22 protein-coding genes are annotated in these 20,729 nt (G+C 64.6%); 12 read left to right on the forward strand and 10 right to left on the reverse strand.

Annotated features, from left to right (window positions below):
• Positions 1-2: 2 nt before the first annotated feature.
• Positions 3-695 carry a helix-turn-helix transcriptional regulator gene (locus tag ACY3GB_RS01940; protein ID WP_463087236.1) on the forward strand — a complete coding sequence of 231 codons (693 nt, stop codon included), beginning with the start codon at positions 3-5 and terminating at the stop codon, positions 693-695.
• A 10-nt stretch (positions 696-705) separates the two neighbouring features.
• Here the strand turns inward: ACY3GB_RS01940 and ACY3GB_RS01945 are convergent, their stop codons facing one another.
• The 4 genes from ACY3GB_RS01945 to ACY3GB_RS01960 all read right to left on the reverse strand — a co-directional run bounded on the left by ACY3GB_RS01945 (position 706) and on the right by ACY3GB_RS01960 (position 2,786).
• A complete protein-coding gene (locus ACY3GB_RS01945; protein WP_463087237.1) occupies positions 706-1,275 on the reverse strand; it encodes a type 1 glutamine amidotransferase family protein in 570 nt (189 codons plus the stop codon).
• 151 nt (positions 1,276-1,426) lie between these two features.
• Positions 1,427-1,990, reverse strand: a complete 564-nt coding sequence (locus ACY3GB_RS01950; protein WP_463087238.1) for a GrpB family protein — start codon at positions 1,988-1,990, stop codon at positions 1,427-1,429.
• Complete coding sequence (locus ACY3GB_RS01955) at positions 1,983-2,408, reverse strand: GNAT family N-acetyltransferase (protein WP_463087239.1); 426 nt, start codon at positions 2,406-2,408, stop codon at positions 1,983-1,985. The genes ACY3GB_RS01950 and ACY3GB_RS01955 overlap by 8 nt, the downstream gene beginning before the upstream one ends.
• A 9-nt stretch (positions 2,409-2,417) precedes the next feature.
• Positions 2,418-2,786 (reverse strand): GNAT family N-acetyltransferase, encoded by a 369-nt coding sequence (locus tag ACY3GB_RS01960; protein WP_463087240.1) that lies wholly within the window; start codon positions 2,784-2,786, stop codon positions 2,418-2,420.
• Positions 2,787-3,306: 520 nt separating this feature from the next.
• Between ACY3GB_RS01960 and ACY3GB_RS01965 the strand changes: the two genes are divergently transcribed.
• Positions 3,307-3,675 carry a VOC family protein gene (locus ACY3GB_RS01965; protein WP_463087241.1) on the forward strand — a complete coding sequence of 123 codons (369 nt, stop codon included), beginning with the start codon at positions 3,307-3,309 and terminating at the stop codon, positions 3,673-3,675.
• A gap of 48 nt (positions 3,676-3,723) precedes the next feature.
• Here the strand turns inward: ACY3GB_RS01965 and ACY3GB_RS01970 are convergent, their stop codons facing one another.
• Positions 3,724-4,278: a thymidine kinase gene (locus ACY3GB_RS01970; RefSeq protein WP_463087242.1), complete on the reverse strand. Its 555-nt coding sequence runs from the start codon at positions 4,276-4,278 to the stop codon at positions 3,724-3,726.
• Positions 4,279-4,534: 256 nt separating this feature from the next.
• Here ACY3GB_RS01970 and ACY3GB_RS01975 point away from each other — a divergent pair, with 256 nt between their 5' ends.
• Entirely contained in the window at positions 4,535-5,563 is a 1,029-nt protein-coding gene (locus ACY3GB_RS01975; protein WP_463087243.1) for a dienelactone hydrolase family protein, read from the forward strand.
• Between the two features lie 65 nt (positions 5,564-5,628).
• On the opposite strand, the gene ACY3GB_RS01980 is transcribed toward ACY3GB_RS01975, so the two are convergent.
• The 3 genes from ACY3GB_RS01980 to ACY3GB_RS01990 all read right to left on the reverse strand — a co-directional run bounded on the left by ACY3GB_RS01980 (position 5,629) and on the right by ACY3GB_RS01990 (position 8,245).
• Entirely contained in the window at positions 5,629-6,318 is a 690-nt protein-coding gene (locus ACY3GB_RS01980; protein ID WP_463087244.1) for a nitroreductase family protein, read from the reverse strand.
• A gap of 316 nt (positions 6,319-6,634) precedes the next feature.
• Positions 6,635-7,483, reverse strand: coding sequence for a 23S rRNA (adenine(2030)-N(6))-methyltransferase RlmJ (locus ACY3GB_RS01985; RefSeq protein ID WP_463087245.1), 849 nt, complete (start codon positions 7,481-7,483; stop codon positions 6,635-6,637).
• 12 nt (positions 7,484-7,495) lie between these two features.
• Positions 7,496-8,245, reverse strand: coding sequence for a tRNA pseudouridine(65) synthase TruC (locus ACY3GB_RS01990; RefSeq protein WP_463087246.1), 750 nt, complete (start codon positions 8,243-8,245; stop codon positions 7,496-7,498).
• Positions 8,246-8,711: 466 nt separating this feature from the next.
• On the opposite strand from ACY3GB_RS01990, the gene ACY3GB_RS01995 reads away from it, so the two are divergent.
• From ACY3GB_RS01995 to ACY3GB_RS02025, 7 genes are all read left to right on the forward strand, one after another.
• Positions 8,712-9,716 carry a BMP family lipoprotein gene (locus ACY3GB_RS01995; protein WP_021476813.1) on the forward strand — a complete coding sequence of 335 codons (1,005 nt, stop codon included), beginning with the start codon at positions 8,712-8,714 and terminating at the stop codon, positions 9,714-9,716.
• A gap of 112 nt (positions 9,717-9,828) precedes the next feature.
• Positions 9,829-11,358: an ABC transporter ATP-binding protein gene (locus ACY3GB_RS02000; RefSeq protein ID WP_463087247.1), complete on the forward strand. Its 1,530-nt coding sequence runs from the start codon at positions 9,829-9,831 to the stop codon at positions 11,356-11,358.
• Complete coding sequence (locus ACY3GB_RS02005) at positions 11,355-12,446, forward strand: ABC transporter permease (protein ID WP_463087248.1); 1,092 nt, start codon at positions 11,355-11,357, stop codon at positions 12,444-12,446. The genes ACY3GB_RS02000 and ACY3GB_RS02005 overlap by 4 nt, the downstream gene beginning before the upstream one ends.
• 1 nt (position 12,447) lies before the next feature.
• Positions 12,448-13,413, forward strand: a complete 966-nt coding sequence (locus ACY3GB_RS02010) for an ABC transporter permease (protein ID WP_021476816.1) — start codon at positions 12,448-12,450, stop codon at positions 13,411-13,413.
• A 129-nt stretch (positions 13,414-13,542) separates the two neighbouring features.
• Positions 13,543-14,718: a molybdopterin molybdotransferase MoeA gene (locus tag ACY3GB_RS02015; RefSeq protein ID WP_463087249.1), complete on the forward strand. Its 1,176-nt coding sequence runs from the start codon at positions 13,543-13,545 to the stop codon at positions 14,716-14,718.
• Complete coding sequence (locus tag ACY3GB_RS02020; protein WP_463087250.1) at positions 14,715-15,053, forward strand: 2Fe-2S iron-sulfur cluster-binding protein; 339 nt, start codon at positions 14,715-14,717, stop codon at positions 15,051-15,053. Before ACY3GB_RS02015 ends, ACY3GB_RS02020 begins: the two co-directional genes overlap by 4 nt.
• 48 nt (positions 15,054-15,101) lie before the next feature.
• Positions 15,102-15,476: a hypothetical protein gene (locus ACY3GB_RS02025; protein WP_463087251.1), complete on the forward strand. Its 375-nt coding sequence runs from the start codon at positions 15,102-15,104 to the stop codon at positions 15,474-15,476.
• A gap of 65 nt (positions 15,477-15,541) precedes the next feature.
• On the opposite strand, the gene ACY3GB_RS02030 is transcribed toward ACY3GB_RS02025, so the two are convergent.
• A complete protein-coding gene (locus ACY3GB_RS02030; RefSeq protein ID WP_011135899.1) occupies positions 15,542-16,636 on the reverse strand; it encodes an AI-2E family transporter in 1,095 nt (364 codons plus the stop codon).
• A 63-nt stretch (positions 16,637-16,699) separates the two neighbouring features.
• Positions 16,700-18,490: a protein-disulfide reductase DsbD gene (locus tag ACY3GB_RS02035; RefSeq protein ID WP_463087252.1), complete on the reverse strand. Its 1,791-nt coding sequence runs from the start codon at positions 18,488-18,490 to the stop codon at positions 16,700-16,702.
• Between the two features lie 221 nt (positions 18,491-18,711).
• Between ACY3GB_RS02035 and ACY3GB_RS02040 the strand changes: the two genes are divergently transcribed.
• Both ACY3GB_RS02040 and pheA read left to right on the forward strand, forming a co-directional pair.
• Complete coding sequence (locus ACY3GB_RS02040) at positions 18,712-19,515, forward strand: alpha/beta fold hydrolase (protein WP_463087253.1); 804 nt, start codon at positions 18,712-18,714, stop codon at positions 19,513-19,515.
• 134 nt (positions 19,516-19,649) lie between these two features.
• Entirely contained in the window at positions 19,650-20,723 is a 1,074-nt protein-coding gene (gene pheA / locus ACY3GB_RS02045; protein ID WP_463087254.1) for a prephenate dehydratase, read from the forward strand.
• Positions 20,724-20,729: the final 6 nt, after the last annotated feature.

Raw genomic sequence — 20,729 nt, forward strand, 5'->3', positions numbered from 1 at the left:
CCATGGCGCGCTCGGAACGCTTGCTGGAATTGCTGCAGCTGCTGCGCCGCCATCGCCGGCCGGTGACGGCGCAGACGCTGGCCGAAGAGCTGGGCATCAGCGTGCGCACCGTTTACCGGGATATCGCCAGCCTGCAAATGCAGGGCGCGGACATCGCCGGCGAGCCGGGAATCGGCTATCTGCTGCGGCCGGGCTTCCTGCTGCCGCCCCTGATGTTCGCCGAAGAAGAGATCGAGGCGCTGGTGCTGGGCATGCGCTGGGTGGAAAAGCGGGCCGACTCCCGGCTGGCCCGCGCCGCCGGCAACGCGCTGGCCAAGGTGGCCGCCGTGCTGCCGGAGGATTTGCGGCGGCGGCTGGAGGATGAGACGCTGCTGGTGGGGTCGACCGAGTCGCCTGGCATCACGGTGGACATGGCCGCGCTGCGCGACGCCATCCGCCAGCAGCGCAAGCTAGTGTTGTCTTACCGCGACGTCAACGGCGGCGACAGCCGGCGCGTGGTGTGGCCGTTCGCGCTGGGCTTTTTCGAGAAGGTGCAGGTATTGGCGGCCTGGTGCGAGTTGCGCCAGGATTTCCGCCATTTCCGTTGCGACAGGATTCTGCGCTGCGAAAGCGCGGAGGATCGCTACCCGAAACGCCGCCAGGTTCTGCTGAAGGAGTGGCGGCTGCAGCTGGGCATTGCCGTCGACGCGTCTTGACGCCAGGCGCTCAGCGCCGGCGGTGCTCGGCCGCGTGCTGCGCCAAATAGGCGTCCAGATCGGCGCCGCCTATGTCCAGAGCCGCCAGGATTTCCGCCATGAAGCTGACCGGGGCGGTGCCGGGCGCGGTGACGACGCCCTGGTCTCCGACGGCATGGGGCACATCCTGGTAGAGGCTGGCGCCGGCATAGCCGGGCAGCGCCAGATTGTCGGCCGAATTGGAGGTATGGCGCGCATTGTTCAGCACGCCGGCCCGGGCCAGTGCGCGGGTGCCGTCGCAGATGCCGGCGACGACGGCGCCTTGGACGCGGGCGGCGGCGACCAGGCCGGCGATATCCGGCGCCTGCGGGGTTTGCCAGATGGCGCCGCCGCAAACGATCAGCAGGTCCAGCCGCTCAAGCTGGATGGCCTCCACCGCCAGATGGGGCGTGACCATCAGGCCGCCAGAGGAAATGACCGGCCTGCCGCGGGGGGAGGCGAAGCTGACGTCGAAACCGTAATAGCCGCGGGCTGAGGAATTGATCAGTGCGGTTTCCCAGTCGGAAAAATTGTCCGTGATGATGGTGATGGCGCGTTTCATCGGATTGCCTTGGTAGGTTTGGAAACGAATCCCGGACCCAGCGGGTCTTGCGGGTGGCCCAAAGGTAATCGATGCCGTTGCCAGTTCCTGTCAGCAGTCTTTTCCGCCCGACTGGCGGCCCTGGAATAGCGGCTGCGCGGGTATTTTCAGGCTACGCGGCAGGCTGCCAGCCGGTCTGAGCCGCCCATTGCTCGGCCGCGAGGTAGATCAGGTCCACCGCGGGGTCCTTCACGTCCGGATAACTGTCTGAATCGGCAAGTCCGGCCGCCAGCCGCCGTTTCAGTTCGCCGTAGGCTGCCGACATGGCCGGATGGGCGCGCAGATAGTCGCGGAACAACAGGGCGTAGCGCTGATTGGCCGCGCCCACCCGCCGCACATGGATGTGGGCGCGGCGTTCGCCCTCCGGCTCACGGAAGAAGAACTTGCGCCATTGCTCTCCGACATCGTCGAATCCGGGCGGCAAGTGGTCGCGGTTGAATGGCTTAAGGGCAAAGCCGGCGTCGCTCAGGCTTTGGGGCACGCTCTCGTCCAGTTCCGCCACCGTGATCTGAACGTCGATCACATCCTTTGCCGCCAGACCGGGCACGGAGGTGGAGCCGATGTGGTCGATGCGCAGGGCCAGGCCTCCCAGCGCGGCGCGCAGCCGCGCCGCGATGGCTTCGAACTCGTCCGCCCAGCGGGCTTGATGCGCGATGATGGTTACCGTTTCAGTCATGTTTGAGCAATTCAGAGAAGTGATGGGCGACGATGTCCATATTGCGGTTCAGGTAGAAACGGTGGGCGCGGTGGCGCCGCACGCCGGAGTCCAGGTGGATTTCGCCGCAGCCTTCGGACACGGCCAGCTGGCGCAGCCAATCCATCATTGCCGCGCCGTGGCCGCGTGAACGTATGTTTTCATCGGTGGCGAGGTCGTCGATATACAAGCTCTTGCCGGCGACCAGCGTGCGCTGGATGCGGAAACCGGCCACGCAGGCGATGGCGTCGCCATCCCGCAGATAGGCCAGTTGATAGCCTTCGGCCATTTGGGCGCGCACAGTCTCGACGAAAACTCCGGCTTGCAAATGCGGCCGCAATTGCCGCATCACGGCGAAGCAGCCCTCTATGTCTTGATCTTGCAGGGCAAGTTGGATCATCTGGACTTCCTATTCTTCGATATGGCTGTACATCCAAAAATCCCGCGAGGGGCTGCATACCTTGCGGTAGCTACGCAGCAAACCTTCGCGCTGAAAGCCGACACGTTCATGCACGCGGATGGCGCGCGCGTTTTCCGACAGGGCCGTCGCCTGGATGCGGGCCAGGCCGATATGGCCGTGTCCCCACTCCAGCAGGCTGGCGCAAGCAGCCGTGGCGATGCCGCGGCCCCAGGCGGAGGGAGACAGATCATACGCCATTTCCGCGCTGGCATTGACCGAGGAAACGGTATGAAAGCCTATGGTCCCAAGCAGACGGTCGCTGTCGCGGCCGGCGATGGCGAAGCGCAGCGCGCTGACCTCGGTGAACTGCTCTGGCATAGTGCTCCAGCTCGGATTGAGCCTGCACGTTCCAACTGGTGTGCTCGAACACCTGCGGCAGGGTCAGGTAGTCGTACCAAGCCAGGATATCGTCCGGATACAGTGGGCGCAGGATGGCATCAGGGTGGTCCAATGCCGGCATTTCAGTGAGCAACATGTATTTTGCCTGCTGTGGTGAGGGGCAAATCATTTTCATGGCCGCGGCGGATATGGATTGCGGATGCATTTTCGTAATCGGCATGCATGGCAATGGAAGCTTCAGTCGCAGGCAAGCAGTTTCCTTGAGCGGTTTCGGTGGATGGCTGCTATTCATCCTATGCCAAGCCAAGCCAAGCCATGCAGGCTTGGCGCGGAGATATAACGATTGGGGAATAAGTAGTCTGCAAGTTGACTGTCTTTTGCAGTCGTGATGATCATATTGTCATAATTGCGGAGTGTTCACTACTGACAAAAACTGACAGTATTGCGGGTTAGCATGACTACATGCCGAAACTAATCGGCGCCAACCAGGAGAATCGTCATGCAACACCCTGACTTCGTGATTTTGTACGTGGATCAGCCGACCCGCAGCGCGGACTTTTATTCGCGCCTGTTTGATCTGCAGCCCATCCAGTCATCGCCTACCTTCGCGATGTTCAAGTTCGCGTCTGGCATGCGGCTGGGCTTGTGGTCGCGCCACACGGCAGAGCCGGCTGCCGAGGTTTCCGGCAGCAGCGGAGAGTTGGTTGTGCAGGTGGAGGATTTCGCCGCCCTGGACGCATGTTTCGCCAGCTGGCAGGCGCAAGGCCTGCCCATCGCGCAGCCGATCACGGATATGGACTTTGGCCGCACCTTCGTCGCGCTGGACCCGGATGGGCACCGCTTGCGAGCCTATGTGCGCACGGAATGAAAACGAGCCGGTCTTGGCCGGCTCTGGAATGTTGGCCGCCGCGATGGCTCAGTCGGTGTGGAAACAGCGGCCGCATACGGCGCGGTAGCGCGCCTCGCCGCCGATTTCCACTTGCGGGCCTTCCTTCACCCGTTGGCCTGCTCCATCGATGCGGATATGCATCGTCGCCTTGCGGCCGCAGTGGCAGATGGTCTTGATCTCTTCCACGTCGTCGGCCAGCGACAGCAGCCAGGCGGAGCCGGGGAAAGGATGGCCCTGGAAGTCGGTGCGCAGGCCGAAACAGATCACCGGAATGTTGCGGTTGTGGGCCAGCCGGTGCAGCTGCTGGGCCTGTTCAGGCGTCATGAACTGGGCTTCGTCCACCAGAACGCAGGCGGTGTCGCCATAATCGTGGGCCAGGAAATCGAAGCCGGCGTCGAAGGTGTTGGATTCCCGCTGGATGTTCAGCCGCGAGGTGATCATGCCCACGCCGTAGCGGTCGTCGATGGCGCTGGTGTACAGCGCCACTTTTTTGTCCATCGATTCGTAGTTGTTGGCGATTTGCAGCAGCTGCGTGCTCTTGCCGCTGTTCATCGCGGCGTATCGGAAAAACAGTTTGGCCATGCGAGAGGTATGGAAACGGGTGCCGGGGCGCGCAGCATACCATGGCGCGTCCGGCTTGTGAGGCCCTGCAAGGCGGCGGGCAGGCGTGTCCCTTGTTTTGCGCTTTGCTTTTGTTGACGAATCTTTGCTTCAGCGCTGCCCATCCGCAACGGAAAGACCGCAATATGATTCGGCAAAACTGGACGCTTGGCGCGCCGCATCGTGCGGTCAACGCGTGTTTTTCAATTCGGCGTTTACGGAACAAGGGGGATCGGCAGTGCCCGTCATCTTGAGTCGTGTTTGCTTCATTGGATTGATCGCCTGCTTCGCCGGGAGCGGCGATGCCGGCGCCTCCGCAATCACGGTAAGCGCCGCGCCAGTTGCTAGCCTGGCCGATGGCCGCGTCGGCGCCTTCGCGTTCGAATCCGTCACGCCGCGGCAGATCATGGATTTCGTGAAGCGCGCGCCTGCGGAGAAGGCGGTGGTGACGGGCATGCTGTCATTGCCGCAACAGGCGCAAGGCCCGGTTCCCGCCGTCGTGATTCTCCACGGCAGCCTCGGCATCAATCCGGGAGAGTGGATGTGGGCCCAGCGGATGAACGCGCTGGGATACGCCAGCTTCGTCGTCGACAGTTTCTCGGGGCGGAATATCGCAGAGACCGAAAAAGACCAGACGCGGCTGTCGATGGCGGCGGATATCGCGGACGGCTATTCGGCCCTGCGGCTGCTGGCGACTCATCCGGAGATCGACCCCAGGCGGATCGCAGTGATGGGGTTTTCGCGCGGCGGCGTCGCCGCGCTCTATTCCTCGTTGGAGCCATTCCGAAAGGGCGTCATCGATGATGATCTGCGTTTCGCCGCGCATGTCGCGTTCTACCCCAGCTGCGGCATCCACTATGTCTCTGATCGCCTGGATGGAGCGCCCGTCCTGATGCTGTTGGGCGGCAAGGACGACTACACGCCCGCCGCGCCTTGCATGGCCTATGCCGATGATCTGAAGGCCAAGGGCGCGCGGGTGACGGTGAAGATCTATTCCGACGCCTATCATGCTTTCGACCGGTTCACGCCGCTGCGCGCCGTTCCGAGCGCGACCAGCGCCAGGCTGTGCCATGGAGAGTACGATCTGGACTCGGGACGGTTCACCATGGCGAGCGGCGCTGGCATCGTGCCTGGAGGCGAGGCGAAGATCGCCGCGCAGGCATGCCTGAGCAGGGGCGTCACCATAGGCGGGGACCCTGTCGGGCGCGAGCAATCGCCGGCGCTGGTCGCAAGCTTCCTGCAATCGGCGTTTGCGGCAGAGCGATAGGGGCCGCATTCTGGCCGACTGGAGGCGCTGCGGGCGGCCGTCAGTCGGATTTTTGCCCATGCGCCTTAAAAGAAACTGGCGATTTCGCCCAAAGGCTTCTTGCCGATATTGGGCACCATGCAGCCGTCCGCCGGATAACCGGCCACCAGCAGGATGTAGGGCTTCTCGTGGGACGGGCGGTTCAGCAGTTGGTTGAGGAAGTTCATCGGGCTGGGCGTATGGGTGAGGGTGGCGAGGCCGGCGTGGTGCAGCGCGGCGATCAAAAAGCCGGCGGCGATCGATACCGACTCCGGCACGTAGTAGTTCTTGATCTCGCCGCCGTCTTCCAGCACGGTCTTTTTCTGGCCGAAGATGGCGATCAGATAAGGCGCGGTTTCCAGAAACGGCTTGTCGGCGTCGGTGCCCAGCGGCGCCAGCGCGTCCTTCCATTCCTGCGGCGCGCGGTGTGTATAGAATTCGCGCTCCTCGGCTTCTGCGCCTTCCCGTATCTTGCGCTTCAGTTCCGGAACTTCGACGACGGCGAAATGCCAGGGCTGGTGGTTGGCGCCGGACGGCGCGGTGCCGGCGGCGCGCAGCGCATTCTCTATCACTTCGCGTGGAACGGGCTGGCCGGTGAATTCGCGCACCGTCTTGCGGCGGCGGATATCGGCGTAGAAAGCGCGCGAGCGCTCTACCATCTCCGCTTCCGGGTAGCGTTGGTAGGTGCTTAGCGGGACGAAGGCCGGCTGGCCCTGGTTGAACGGCAATTTGCTCATGACGGCTCCTGTGGGTGGGCGTGGCATTGCGGGCACATCCAAGCGGCGGCCAGCTTGGCGGGGCGGTTTTCCACGCGACAGCCTAATCGGCATACGAACGATTTCACCGCCTTCGGCATGCATCATGGCAGTGGTTTTTATTGAAATGCAATCGGCATTATGCATTTGAAAAGCCGATTGTCATGTAGTTTTATTTCAAATAAAGATGCTTTGCATGGAGTTATATTTGGTTGGGCGATGATGGTCAGGCAGGGGCCGGCGCCGGACGTAAAAAAAGCGCCCGGAAAGGGCGCTTGTCGCGGCACGGCGGGGCGCTTTACAGATCGCCGCCGGTTTCCAGGATGAAGCCGGCCTTGGCGTCCAGACCCAGGCGCTGAACCAGGTAGGGCAGCGTCTCGTTCAGGGTCTTGGGCAGGGTCCACGGCGCATTCAGGATGAACATGCCGCTGCCGTGCATGCCGAAACCGTCCGCCGACGGGCCTTGCACGTGCAGCTCCGCCCGCAGCCAGCTCTTGGCCGGCAGCTTCTTCAGCTCGGGAATCATCTCTTTCATTTCCGCGCGTTGCAGGCAGGGGTACCACACCGCGTAGACGCCAGTGGCGAAGCGCTTCAGGCCTTCTTTCAAGCCGGCGACCACGTTGTGGTAGTCGCGCTTGTCCTCATACGGCGGATCGATCAGCACCAGCGCCCGGCGCGGCGGCGGCGGCAGCACGGCCTTGATGCCGTCAAAGCCGTTGGCCTGCTGGATCTGCACCCGGCGGCCGCTGCCGGAAAAATTCTCCTGCAGGATCTGGGCGTCGCTGGGATGCAGCTCGAACAGGCGCAGCTTGTCGCTTTCCGGCATCACGTCGGCGGCGCACCAAGGCGAGCCGGGGTAGAACTTCAGCTCGCCATCTGGGTTGATCCGCTTGACCACGTCCACGTAGTTGCGCACGGCTTCGGGCAGATCGTCGCGCTGCCACAGGCGGGCGATGCCGGTTTCGAACTCGGCGTTCTTGGTGGCGTAACCCTCGGTCAGCGAGTAGGCGCCGGCGCCGGCGTGGGTGTCGATGTACCAGTAGGGCTTGTCCTTCTGGCCCAGGTAATTCAGCAGCTCGATCTCGATCAGATGCTTGAGCACGTCGGCGTGGTTGCCGGCGTGGAAGGCGTGGCGGTAGCTGAGCATTATTGTTGTCTTTCAGATGGTTAGTTCGATGCCGGCGGCGCGCGCGGCGTCGGCCCAGCCCAGGCGCGTCAGCAGCGCGGAGAAGTTCTCTTCCAGCGGGCAGCCCAGCCGCAGCGGCTGGCCGGTGACGGGGTGGGTCAGCCGCATTTCCACGCAGGCCAGCAGCATGCGGCGGCAGTCCAGCTCGTCGGCGAACATCCGGTTGTGGCGGCCCTTGCCGTAGGTGGAATCGCCGATGATGGGATGGGCGATGTGCTTCAGATGGCGGCGCAGCTGGTGGCGGCGGCCGGTCTGAGGTTCCAGTTCCAGCAGGCTGTAGCGGCTGGTGAGGTAGCGTTCCACCATGATGGGCAGCTCGACGCGCGCCAGCGTGCGGTAATCGGTGACGGCCGGCTGCGGCGCGGTTTCCACCTTCTCGCCTATCCACTCCAGGTCGTCCGGGCGGCGGCTGAGCGGATGGTCGATATGTCCCGCGTCGTCGGCATGGCCGCGAACCACGGCGAGGTAGCGCTTGTGCACCTGCTGGCGTTCGAATTGCCAGGACAGCTCGCGGCCGACGTCCTTGTCCAGCGCGAACAACAGCGCCCCCGAGGTGCCTTTGTCCAGCCGGTGGACCGGGTAGACGCGCCGGCCGATCTGGTCGCGCAGCATCTGGATGGCGAAACGGGTTTCGTGGCGGTCCAGCTCGGTGCGATGCACCAGCAGGTTGGATGGCTTGTGGATGGCGATCAGCAGATCGTCCCGATACAGTATTTGCAGCATGGATACAAAGGTTTTGGGCAGGGCGGAATTGTAGGGCTTGCACGCTGCTTTGGATATAGCCGTTAAGTTTTGTGTTGGATCAATCCAATTAAAGACAGTCATGACAAACGTGGCATGCCGTCGGCGTAATGCAGGGCTGGCGCGGCTTACAGCCAAGTCAATATTTTCAGGTGAAGAAATGTTTGCGACGCAGTATTTCAAAGTCGAGAGGAAAATGTTTACAGCCCCGTGAACGCTCATTACAATTCGCCGCGCTCAGAAGAACGACATGGTGGTGTCCGTAGCCGGCTTTCGCGCCTTGCGCGAGAGGGGCACGGGCGGCTTCGCCACAGCCAGGGTTGTAGTTCGCCGGTTACATGCCGGTTGCAAGTTTGGTTGCCTCCATATCACGTCCAAGCACTGTTGCACTCGCCGCGTCTGCCTGGGGCCAAGGCGCGTTGACCAACTCAATCCAAGAGTTATAGAGATGACCATCCAACTGAAACGTATCAGCTTCGCTGTCGCCGCCGCAGTTCTGTCCGCTGCCGCGTGCGCCAAAGACTTCACTCCCGCCGTGATCTACGATTCGGCCGGCAAGTTCGACAAGAGCTTCAGCGAAGCCGCCTACAACGGCGCGGAACGTTTCAAGAAGGACTTCAAGGTCAACTACCGCGAAGGCCAGATTTCCTCCGACGCGCAGAAGGAACAGCTGCTGCGCAAGATGGCCAGCCGCGACACCGACATCGTGGTCGCCGTCGGCTTCAACTTCTCCCAAGCCGTGGAAACCGTGGCCAAGGAATTCCCCAAGGTCAAGTTCGCCCTGATCGACGCCGTGGCCAAGGGCCCGAACGTGCAGAGCATCGTGTTCAAGGAACAGGAAGGCTCCTTCCTGGTGGGCATGGCCGCCGCGCTGAAATCCAAGACCGGCAAGGTCGGCTACATCGGTGGCATGGACATCCCGATGATCCGCGCCTTCGGCTGCGGCTATGCGCAAGGCGCCAAGTACGCCAACAAGAACGTGACCGTGCTGCAGAACATGACCGGCACCACGCCGCAGGCTTTCAATGACCCGGCGCGCGGCACCGAGCTGGCCAAGAGCCAATTCGACCGCGGCGCGGACGTGATCTTTGTCGCCGCCGGCGGCACCGGCATGGGCGTGCTGCAGGCCGCCAAGAACGCCGGCAAGTTCTCCATCGGCGTCGATAGCAACCAGAACTACCTGTTCCCGGGCTCGGTGCTGACTTCCATGGTTAAAAAAGTGGACGTCGCCGTCTACAACACCTTCAAGGAAGCCAAGGACGGCTCCTGGAAGTCCGGCGTGAAAGTGCTGGGCCTGAAGGAGCAAGCCGTGGATTGGGCGCTGGACAAGAACAACCGTCCGCAGATCACGCCGGACATGGAAAAGAAGATCGCCGCCGCCAAGGCCGAGATCATCAGCGGCAAGATCAAGGTGGTCGATTACCGCGCCAACAACAGCTGCCCGGCGCAATAACGAAGGCAGCGACTTCCCCGAAAGCGGGGCGCAGCCGCGGTGATTCATCATCGCGGCTGTTTGTTCGTGCCGCCGGGGAAACAAGAATCGAAGAATCGGGAACATATCAAGCATGACCGAGTTTGCCATTGAACTGACAGGCATCAACAAGAGCTTTGGTGCCGTCAAGGCCAATCGCGACGTGACGATGAGCGTGCCGAAGGCCAGCATCCACGGCATCATCGGCGAGAACGGCGCCGGCAAGTCCACGCTGATGAGCATTCTGTACGGCTATTACCACGCCGACAGCGGCACCATCCGCGTGAACGGCAAGGATGTCCGCATCCGCAACAGCCAGGAAGCCATCCGGCTGGGAATCGGCATGGTCCACCAGCACTTCATGCTGGTGGAAACCTTCACTGTGCTGGAAAACATTGTGCTGGGCGCCGAAGGCGGCCGGCTGCTCAAAGGCGGCATGGACGAGGCCCGCGAGCACCTGAAGGAACTGAACAAGAACTACTCGCTGGAAGTGGACCCTGACGCGCTGGTCGGCGACCTGGGCGTCGGCCTGCAGCAGCGGGTGGAAATCCTGAAGGCGCTGTACCGCGGCGCCGACGTGCTGATCCTGGACGAGCCGACCGCGGTGCTGACCCCGCAAGAGGCCGACCACCTGTTCCACATCCTGCGTTCGCTGAAAGAGCAGGGCAAGACGGTGATCCTGATCACCCACAAGCTGCGCGAGGTGATGGACATCACCGACAACGTCAGCGTGATGCGCGCCGGCACCGTGGTGGACAACGTGCGCACCTGCGACGTGGACAAGGAAAAGCTGGCCGACCTGATGGTGGGCCGCAAGGTGTCGCTGAAGGTGGACAAGGCTGACTGCCAGGCCGGCGCGGCCGTGCTGGACGTCAAGGGCCTGACCCTGATCGACGAGCGCCAGGTCAAGCTGCTGGACAACTTGAGCTTCCAGGTCAGGGCAGGCGAGATCGTCGGCGTGGCCGGCGTGTCCGGAAACGGCCAGTCCGAGCTGCTGGAAGTGCTGGCCGGCATGCGCGATCCGAGCGCCGGCGCCGTCGTCTACAAGGGCGAGGATCTGCTGAAGCTGCCGTGCCGCCGCAAGCCGCGCTCCGCCGTCTACCGCCAGCGCGGCATCGGCCATATTCCGGAAGACCGCTCGCGCGAGGGCCTGGTCAAGGCTTTCTCCACCTACGAGAACGCCATCCTCGGCTATCACGACGACAAGACGCTCAACAGCGGCCCGCTGTATTCCCGCAAGAAACTGGTGGAGCGCACCCGCGACTTCATCGCCCAGTTCGACATCCGTCCGGGCAATCCGCTGCTGCGCGTGGGCCTGCTCTCCGGCGGCAATCAGCAGAAAGTGGTGCTGGCGCGCGAGATCCACGCCAATCCGGACCTGCTGTTGATCGGCCAGCCGACGCGCGGCGTCGACATCGGCGCGATCGAATTCATCCACAAGCGGCTGATCGAGCTGCGCGACGAAGGCAAGGCCATCTTGCTGGTCTCGGTGGAACTTGAAGAAATCCTGGCCTTGTCCGACCGCATCCTGGTGATGGCCGGCGGCCAGATCACCGGCGAAGTGGCGGCCAAGGACGCCGACACCATTTCCCTCGGCTTGCTCATGGGGGGGCACAAGCATTGAAATTCGGACAACCATCCACCTTGCCGCGTTGGGCGCAGCTGACCATCCTGCCGGCGCTCAACCTGCTGGCCGCCTTGCTGGTGACGGGCCTCGTCACCTGGATGATTGGCGAAAACCCCTGGGAATGCCTGCAGCTGCTGATCCACGGCGCCTTCGGCTACGGCGAGGGCATAGGCTACACGCTGTTCTACACCACCAGCTTCATCTTCGCCGGCCTGTCGGTGGCCACCGCCTTCCACGCCGGCCTGTTCAACATCGGCGGCGAAGGCCAAGCCTATCTGGCCGGCCTGGGCGTGACGCTGGTGATGCTGGGCTTCGACCACACGCTGCCGCCGTATGTGCTGATTCCGCTGGCCATGCTGGCGGCGATGGGCTTCGGCGCGGCCTGGGCCTACATCCCGGCCTATCTGCAGGCTAAGCGCGGCAGCCACATCGTGGTGACCACGATCATGTTCAACTTCATCGCCTATTCGCTGATGTTGTACCTGATCAGCCACCAGCTGATCGAAGCCGGCTCGCAGAACCCGACCACCCGTTTGTTCGCCGAGAGCGGCTGGATTCCGCAGATGCACGAGCTGTTCGCCTTCCTGCCGAATTCGCCGCTGAACCTGTCCTTCGCCTTCGCGCTGCTGGCCGCCGGCCTGTTCTACCTGATCGTCTGGCACAGCCGCTGGGGCTTCACGCTGCGCACCGTCGGCACCAACGAGCACGCCGCCGGCTACGCCGGCATGAGCGTCAGCCGCACCATCATCGTGGCGATGTGCGTGTCCGGCGCGCTGGTGGGCCTGGCCTCGGTCAATGATCTGCTGGGCTCCTCGCACCGGATGAACGTGCTGTTCACCAACGGCGTCGGCTTCGTCGGCATCGCCGTGGCGCTGATGGGCCGCAACCATCCGGTGGGCATCGTCCTGTCCGCGCTGCTGTTCGGCGCGCTGACCCAGGGCGGTTCCGACCTGTCGTTTGAAAAACCGATGATCACCCGCGAGATGATCCTGTTCATCCAGGGCCTGATCATCCTGTTCTGCGGCGCGCTGGAAAACCTGTTCGAGCCGTTCATCGCCGGCCTGTTCAAGCGCAAGGACAAGTAATATGGAAATGTTCTTCAGTCTCCTCGACTCCACCGTGCGCGTGGCCACCCCGCTGGTGCTGGCCGCCTTGGCCGGCATGTTCTCCGAGCGCTCCGGCGTGGTGGACATCAGCCTGGAAGGCAAGATGCTGGCGGCGGCCTTCGCCTCCGCCGCCGCCGCCTACGTCACCCACAATCCATGGATCGGCCTGTTGGCCGGCATGATGGCGGCCGTGTCGCTGGCCATGGTGCACGCCTTCGTCTCCGTCACCTACAACGGCAACCAGCTGATCTCCGGCATGGCGATCAACACCATCGCTTCCGGTATCACGCCGGTGCTGGCGCTGGCCTGGTTCCAGCAGGGCGGCAACTCGCCGCAGCTGCCGGACGACGGCCGCTTCCACGAGATCGCGCTGCCGTTCGCCGACGCCTTGCGCGACGTGCCGGTAGTGGGCCTGGTGTACAGCAAGCTGATTTCCGGCCACAGCATTCTGGTGTACCTGACGGTGTTCATCGTCATCCCGCTGGTGACCTGGGTGCTGTACAAGACCCGCTTCGGCCTGCGCCTGCGCGCGGTGGGCGAGAACCCGCACGCCGCCGACACCGCCGGCATCTCGGTGGCCAAGGTGCGCTACACCGCGCTGTTCTGGGGCGGCATGCTGTGCGGCATGGCCGGCACTTACTTGTCCGTCTACCAGACCGGCAGCTTCATCAAGGAGATGACCGCCGGCAAGGGCTTCCTGGCGCTGGCGGCGCTGATCTTCGGCAAGTGGCGTCCGGTGCCGGCGGTGATCGGCTGCCTGTTGTTCGCCTTCGCCGACGCGATCCAGATCCGCCTGGAAGGCGTGGCGCTGCCGGTGGTGGGCCAGATCCCGTCGCAGGCGATCGCCGTGATCCCCTATGTGCTGACCGTGCTGCTGCTGGCCGGCTTCGTCGGCCGCGCGCTGGCGCCGAAGGCGATCGGCGTGCCGTTCGTCAAGTCGCGCTGATACGTTTTCCGCTTCGCTCCAAGCCCGCCCGCTCAACGCCGGCGGGCTTTTTGCATGGATGGCGCGTGCTATGATGGGGGCTTGTGACGGATGGGCCCGGCCCATCGCAAGACAGGATTGGAATATCGCATGCTGAGCTATCAACAGGCGCGGGATTGGCTGCTGGAGCGCGCCAAGCCGCTGAACACCCATCAAGAATTGCCGCTGATGCAAGCGCTGGGCCGCGTGCTGGCCGAGCCGGTGGCGGCCGGCGTGGACGTGCCGCCGCATGACAACAGCGCGATGGACGGCTACGCGCTGCGCTGCGCCGATCTGGCGCCGGCGATGGCGGTGTCGCAGCGGGTGCCCGCCGGCAGCGTGCCGGAGCCTCTTGCGGCAGGCACCGCGGCGCGCATCTTCACCGGCGCGCCGATTCCGCCGGGAGCGGACGCGGTGATCATGCAGGAACAGGCGGAGGTGGACGGGGAGGGCCGCGTGAGCTTCAGCGCCGAGCCTGGCCTGGGACAGAACATCCGCCGCCGCGGCGAGGACATCGCCGCAGGCCAGCGCATTCTGGAGGCCGGCCGCAAGCTGTCCGCCGCCGATCTGGGGCTGGCGGCCTCCATCGGCCTGGCGCGGTTGCCGGTGCTGCCGCGGCTGAGGGTGGCGGCCTTCTTCACCGGCGACGAGCTGGTGGAGCCGGGCCAGCCGCTGGGCGAGGGGCAGATCTACAACTCCAACCGCTACTGGCTGCTGCCGGCCTTGCAGCAACTGGGCTGCGAAGTGATAGACCTGGGCCATGTCGGCGACGCGCTGGCGCCCACCCGGCAGTTGCTGCGCGACGCGGCGGCGGTGGCCGACGTGGTGATCACCTGCGGCGGCGTGTCGGTCGGCGAGGAGGACCACGTCAAGGCCGCGGTCGAAGCCGAGGGCGAGCTCACGCTGTGGAAGGTGGCGATCAAGCCGGGCAAGCCGTTGGCCTACGGCAGGCTGGGCGAGGCGGACTTCATCGGCCTGCCGGGCAATCCGGTGTCCGGCTACGTGACGCTGCAAACGCTGATCAAGCCTTTCCTGCAGAAACGCATGGGTCTGGAGGTGCCGCCGCCGGAGGCGCAGCGGCTGCCGGCCGCCTTCGCCTGGGACAAGCCGGACACGCGTCGCAGCGAGTTCCTGCGCGTGCGCAAGGCGGCGGGCCAGCTGCAGCTGTATCCGCAGCAGGGCTCCGGCGTGCTGATGTCCTGCGCCTGGGCCGATGGCCTGGTCTGGCTGCAGCCGGGCCAGCGGGTGAAGCCGGGCGACGAATTGGCCTATCTGGAACTGACATGAGCCGGATACGCTTCGTCAGCGACAGCGGGGCCTTGCTGAACGAGTCGGAAGCGATGCCGGGAGACAATCTGCTGGACGTCGCCCGCCTGGCCGACGTGCCGCTGCACTGGCGCTGCGGCCAAGGCACCTGCGGCACCTGCAAGGTCCGTATCGCCGGCATGGCCGCGCCGCAGCGGCTGGGCCGCAAGGAGCGCAATGTGCTGCAGCGGGCCGGCGCGATCGGCGCGGAACTGGCGGCATGCGAGGAATGGAATGAAGCGGAACCGTGGCGGCTGGCTTGCCACCTGGAGGTGGAAGAGGCGGTAGACTGGCTGGTGGTTTGTCCGGCTTTCTAGCGCGCCTGGCGGAAAGGATGGCATGCAGAGTACGACCGGAGGGCTAGCATGAAGCTGTTTTCGGACCACGGGAGTAATCTCATGAAAAGCTTGTCGATTGGTTTCGGCTTCGCGCTGACCTTGTCCTGCGGATACGCGGCGGCGGCTAAATGGACGCTCGGCCCCCAGACCGATTATGTATGCCTGAGCGGCGGCACGGTGAAGCAGATTCAGTACTGTCACAACTGCGCGGCGGCATTAGGCAATCAGGCGAAAGTGCGTTGGACATTCAAAGAGATGTGCGACGGCAAGGAGGCCGGCAAGCGGGAGGTGAGGGGCGAGTTGGCGTGCAGCGGCAACTACGGCAGCGAAACGCAGCAGAACCAGAAAATCCGCGCCAATGCCGAGTCCAAGCTTCCTCCAGCCACCACGCCCTGCCCATAGCAGGCTGAAGAGAGTAAAAAAGGGCGCGCCGTCAACCGGCGCGCCCTTGTCGTTTTGCCAAGAGATCAGCCCTGCTCGCCCTCGCAGGCCAGCTCCTCGTTGTCCTCGCGCTGCAGCCAGTGGCGCAGCATGGTCAGGCCTACCGCCAGCAGGGTGGGGCCGATGAACAGGCCGATCACCCCCCAGGCGATCAGGCCGCCGATCACGCCGAGGAAGATCACCGACAGCGGCATCTGCGCGCCCTGGCTGATCAACAACGGCTTCAGAATGTTGTCTATGGTGTTGATCAGCAGGAAACCCCAGATCAGCAGGAACACGCCCAGCCCGGTGTGGCCGGTGTAGAACACCCAGGCGGCGGCCGGCAGCCAGACGACCAGCGTCGGCATCTGCGCCACCGCGACGATGAAGCACAAAAAGCCCAGCACCAGCGCGCCGGGCACGCCAGCGATCAACAGGCCGATCACGCACAGTATGGTCTGCGCCAGCGCGGTGCCGACCACGCCGGTGGTGACGCTGCGTATGGTGCGGGCGATCACCTCGGGCAGGTCGCCGGCGGTTTCGCCGCCCAGCTTGACCACGATGCGCTCCACCAGATCCCACAGCTTGTCGCCGTTGATCAGCAGCAGACCCGCGACGGCGATGGCCAGCACGATTTCCAGCAGGCTCAGGCCCAGGTTGGCGCCGCCGGACAGCAGCCACAGCGCCGCCTGGTTGATCGCGGGGCGGACTTTCTCGAAGAAGCCGGGCAGGTCTGCCTGGGTGCTTTGCCATAGTTTCTGCAGGCTGTCGCCGACGACCGGCAGATTGGTCAGCCAGGCCGGCGCGTCGGGCAGCCGGAAGCTGGTCAGATCATGGGCCAGATTGGCCAGATGCGGCAGCGTGTCGGCCAGCGTCAGCGCCATCAGGCCGATGGGAATGGCCAGCGCCGCGGACAGCGCCAGCACGATCAGCAGCGCCGCCAGCTTGTGGCGGCCGCGCAGCCGCAACTTGAGCCGGCTGTAGAGCGGCCAGGCGGAAATGGCGATGATGGCGGCCCAGGTCAGCGCGCCGAGGAAGGGTTGCAGCACTTTCAGGCAGGCAACCACCAGCAACGCCAATATGGCGACGCGGAACGCGCCGAGGATGCTGACGTTGGGAAAAGCGTTAGGCAGGGGAGGCATGAAGGCATCCGTTCTAGGTGGCGGAAATGACGGCCGGCGCGATGGCGCCGGCCGGATACGGCGCTAGTTTGCCACCTTGCCCAGTTCGCGGGCAAATGCGTCGGCGGGGGTGTAGCCGACGACGCGGTTGCTCTCGCGGGACTGGCTGTCGAACAGGATGATGCCCGGGGGGCCGAACAGGCCGAAGCGCTTGAGCAGCGCCTGGTGCTCCGGATTGTTGGCGGTGACGTCGGCGCGCAGCAATACGAAGCGCTGCATTTGCGCCGCCGCCTGAGGTTGCGGGAAGACGTCGGCCTCCATTTCCTTGCAGGCCACGCACCAGTCGGCATAGAAGTCCAGCAGCAGCGGCTTGCCGGCGGTCTTGGCCTCGGCCAGCTTGGCATCCAGCTCCGCGTTCGTGCTTATCGGCAGGAAATGCTGCCGTGTGGCGCCCTCGGCGCTGCTGGCGGCGATCAGCTTCAGCGGATAGCGCGGATTGTCGGCGCCGGACAGCAGGCCGACCAGCTGGGCGCCGCCCAGCAGGAACAGCAGCAGGCCCAGCGCCTTGCCCAGGCGCGCGCTGGCTTTGGTAGCGGTGGACAGGCTGTCGAAAGCGCCCACGAACACCGCCGCGCCGATCAGCAGCGCCGCCCACAGCAGCATCACCAGTGCCGCCGGCAGGAAGGGCGTGGCCAGCCAGATGGCCAGGCCCAGCATCACCACCCCGAACGCCGATTTGACCGCCTTCATCCAGTTGCCGGCGCGCGGCAGCACATGGCCGCCGAAGGTGCCGATGGCGATCAGCGGCAGGCCCAGGCCCATGGCCATCGCGTACAGCGCCGCGCCGCCTAGGACGGCGTCGCCGGTGCTGCCGATATAGCCCAGCGCCAGCGCCAGCGGCGGCGCCACGCAGGGGCCGATGATCAGCGCCGACAGCGCGCCCATCAGGAACACGGTGACAGCCTTGCCGCCGGAGAGCCGGTTGGAGGTGTCGGCCAGCCGGGATTGCAGCGCGTTCGGCAGCTGGATGGAGAACAGGTCGAACATCGACAGCGCGAACACCACCATCAACGCGCTGGCCGTGAGCACCACCGCCGGCTGCTGCAGCCACACGGTCAGCAGCGAGCCGGTCAGCCCGGCGACGACGCCGACCGCGGTATAGGTGAGCGCCAGGCCTTGCACGTAGAGCAGGGACAGCAGGAAGCCGCGGCTGCGGCTGAGGGTTGCGCCTTGGCCGGCAATCAGCGATGAAACGATGGGCAGCAGCGGATACATGCAGGCGGTGAACGCCATGCCTAGACCCGCCAGCAGAAAGGTGCCCAGTGTGGCCAGCCAACCCTGGGCGGCCAACTCGCTGTTACCGGCCGACGCTTTTCCCGACGGGCCGACCTCCGTCCAGGCGCTTAGCTTGTTGCTCGAGCCGCCCGCCTGGCCCACCTTCAGCTTGTGGGTGTAGGGCGGATAGCAGACGCCGGCTTCCGCGCAGCCCTGCAGCTTGACGTTCAGCTGGAAGTCCGCCGGCGCGCCGGCGGCCAGCGGGATGGTGATCAGCTGCTTGCCGTGGTAAATCTGTTGCTTGCCGAAGTAAGGATCGTTCTTTTCCTGGGCTGCGGGCAGTGTCGGCTTGCCGGCCAGGTCGGCCGGCGTGGTGCTGATGCTGATGCGGTCGCGGTACAGGTAGTAGCCGGGCGCGACATCCAGCGTCAGTTGCAGCTGATCGCCGCTGCGGCTGACCTGGGCGGCGAAGGCCTGCTCCGGCGGGAGCAGGTCTTCCTGGTTGACCGCGTGGGCGGGCAGGGCGAGGCCCAGGCAGGCGATCGCGGACGCCAGCCATAGCCAGGCCGATCGATAAAAGGAATGGAGGTATGCTTGCACGTGCAGACTCTTTTTGCGGTTGGCGATGGAACTGTGACGATGTAAACGGTTTGCGGTTCCGTTTTTACGATGCGTGATGCAATATGCATCAAATCGCATCGCCGGGCAAACGGAGGCCGCCGCGTCCCTGATGTCGGGAAAGCGGCTAGTATAGCTGGGCAGGCGGAGCGCAGGCAGCGTTCCGCTTATGAAAAATAAGAACGAGGATATCAAGAGGGGTTATGCGAGAAGCCATTCATTTCGCTCATGCAAACAGCTTTCCCGCGTCGGTGTACGGCAAGATGCTGGGCAAGCTGGCCGGAAGCCGCGATGTCGGCTATCTGGATACGATAGGCCACAATCCGGATTTCCCCATCACCGATTGCTGGCCGCATCTGGTGGACGAGAGCATCCGTTTCATCGAGTCCCGCTACCGCAGCCCCGTGGTGGGCGTCGGCCATTCGCTCGGTGGCTTCCTGATGTTCTACGCGGCGCTGAAGCGGCCGGATTTGTTCCGCGCCATCATCATTCTGGACTCGCCGCTGATGGGGCCGTCCCGCTCCCTCGGCATCTGGCTGGCCAAGCGGCTGGGCTTCATCCAGCGCGTGACGCCTGGCGGCAATACGCTGGCGCGCCGCGACAGTTGGGCGACGGTGGAGATGGCGCACGATTATTTCGCGCGCAAGCCCAAGTTTGCCCGCTTCGATCCCGACTGTCTCGCCGATTACGCCCTGCACGGCACGCAGGACGACGGCAAGGGCGGCCGCCGGCTCAAGTTCCGCCCGCAGGTGGAGCACGACATCTACGCGACGCTGCCGCACGACTTTCCCCGGCACCGCGGACGGCTGAAGGTGCCGGCGGCTTTGCTGGCCGGCTCGGCATCGGATGTGCTGCGCGACAGCGACCTGGCTTTCATGCGCAAGCATTTCTCCGTCATGGTGGGCAAGCAGCCGGGCAGCCACTTGTTTCCGCTGGAAAAACCGCTGGAAACGGCGGAACGCATCGAACAATTGCTGGCCGGGCTGGATCAGGGCGGCTGGAATTGAGGATGTCTGGCGCGCCTGGCCGGCTCGGCATTTAGTCCGCATCCGGCGCATGGCGCTTGCGAGCGGCGGCTATCTCGCGGAAACTGTAAGATATCGAGAAAGCCAGTTCGCCATCGTCAGAGAGCCCGAAACCAGTGTCTGAAGAACGTCTCAAGCAACACCGCAACGCCATCGACGCCATCGACGTCGAAGTCCTCAAGCTGCTGAACCAGCGCGCCAGCCATGCCCGCGAGATCGGAGAAATCAAGGGCGGCGGCGTCATCTACCGCCCGGAGCGGGAAGCCCAGGTGCTCCGCCGCTTGAAGGATCTGAATCCCGGCCCGCTGCCCAGCGAGTCCGTCGCCCGGTTGTTCCGCGAAGTGATGTCGGAATGCCTGGCGCTGGAAAAGCCGCTGTCCATCGCCTACCTGGGGCCGGAAGGCACCTTCAGCCAGCTGGCCACGATCAAGCACTTCGGCCATGCGGCCCGCACCATCGCCTGTAGCTCGATAGACGAGGCGTTCCGGCTGGTGGAGTCGCGCGCGCTGGACTACGTGGTGGCGCCGGTGGAAAATTCGACCGAAGGCGCGGTGGGGCGCACGCTGGACCTGATGGTCACCTCGCCGCTGAAGATTTGCGGCGAGGTGGTGCTGCGCATCCATCACCACCTGCTGCGCAAGGCCGAGGGGCTGGACGGCATCCGCCGCGTCTACGCCCACGCCCAGGCGCTGGCGCAATGCCACGAATGGCTGAACAAGAATCTGCCGGCCGACGTGGAGCGCGTGTCGGTGGCCAGCAACGCCGAAGCCGCGCGTCTGGCGGCCGAGGACGAAACCGCCGCCGCCATCGCCGGACAAGCTGCGGCCGAACGCTACGCCTTGTTCAAGCTGGCGGAGAACGTGGAAGACGAGCCCAACAACACCACCCGCTTCCTGGTGCTGGGCCTGCAGGATGTCGGCCCCAGCGGGCAGGACAAGACCTCCATCGTGGTCTCCGCCCCCAACCGGCCGGGCGCGGTGCACCAGTTACTGGAGCCGGTGGCCTCCAACGGCGTGTCGATGAGCAAGTTCGAGTCGCGTCCTTCGCGCGCCGGCCTGTGGGATTACGTGTTCTTCATCGACCTGGAAGGCCACCGCCAGGATGAGCGGGTGCTGAAGGCGCTGGCCGGCCTGGGCGAGCGCACGTCCTTCGTCAAGGTGCTGGGCTCCTACCCGATGGCGGTGTTGTGAGCCGCT

The sequence above is a fragment of the Chromobacterium sp. Ag138 genome (genome assembly GCF_055181315.1).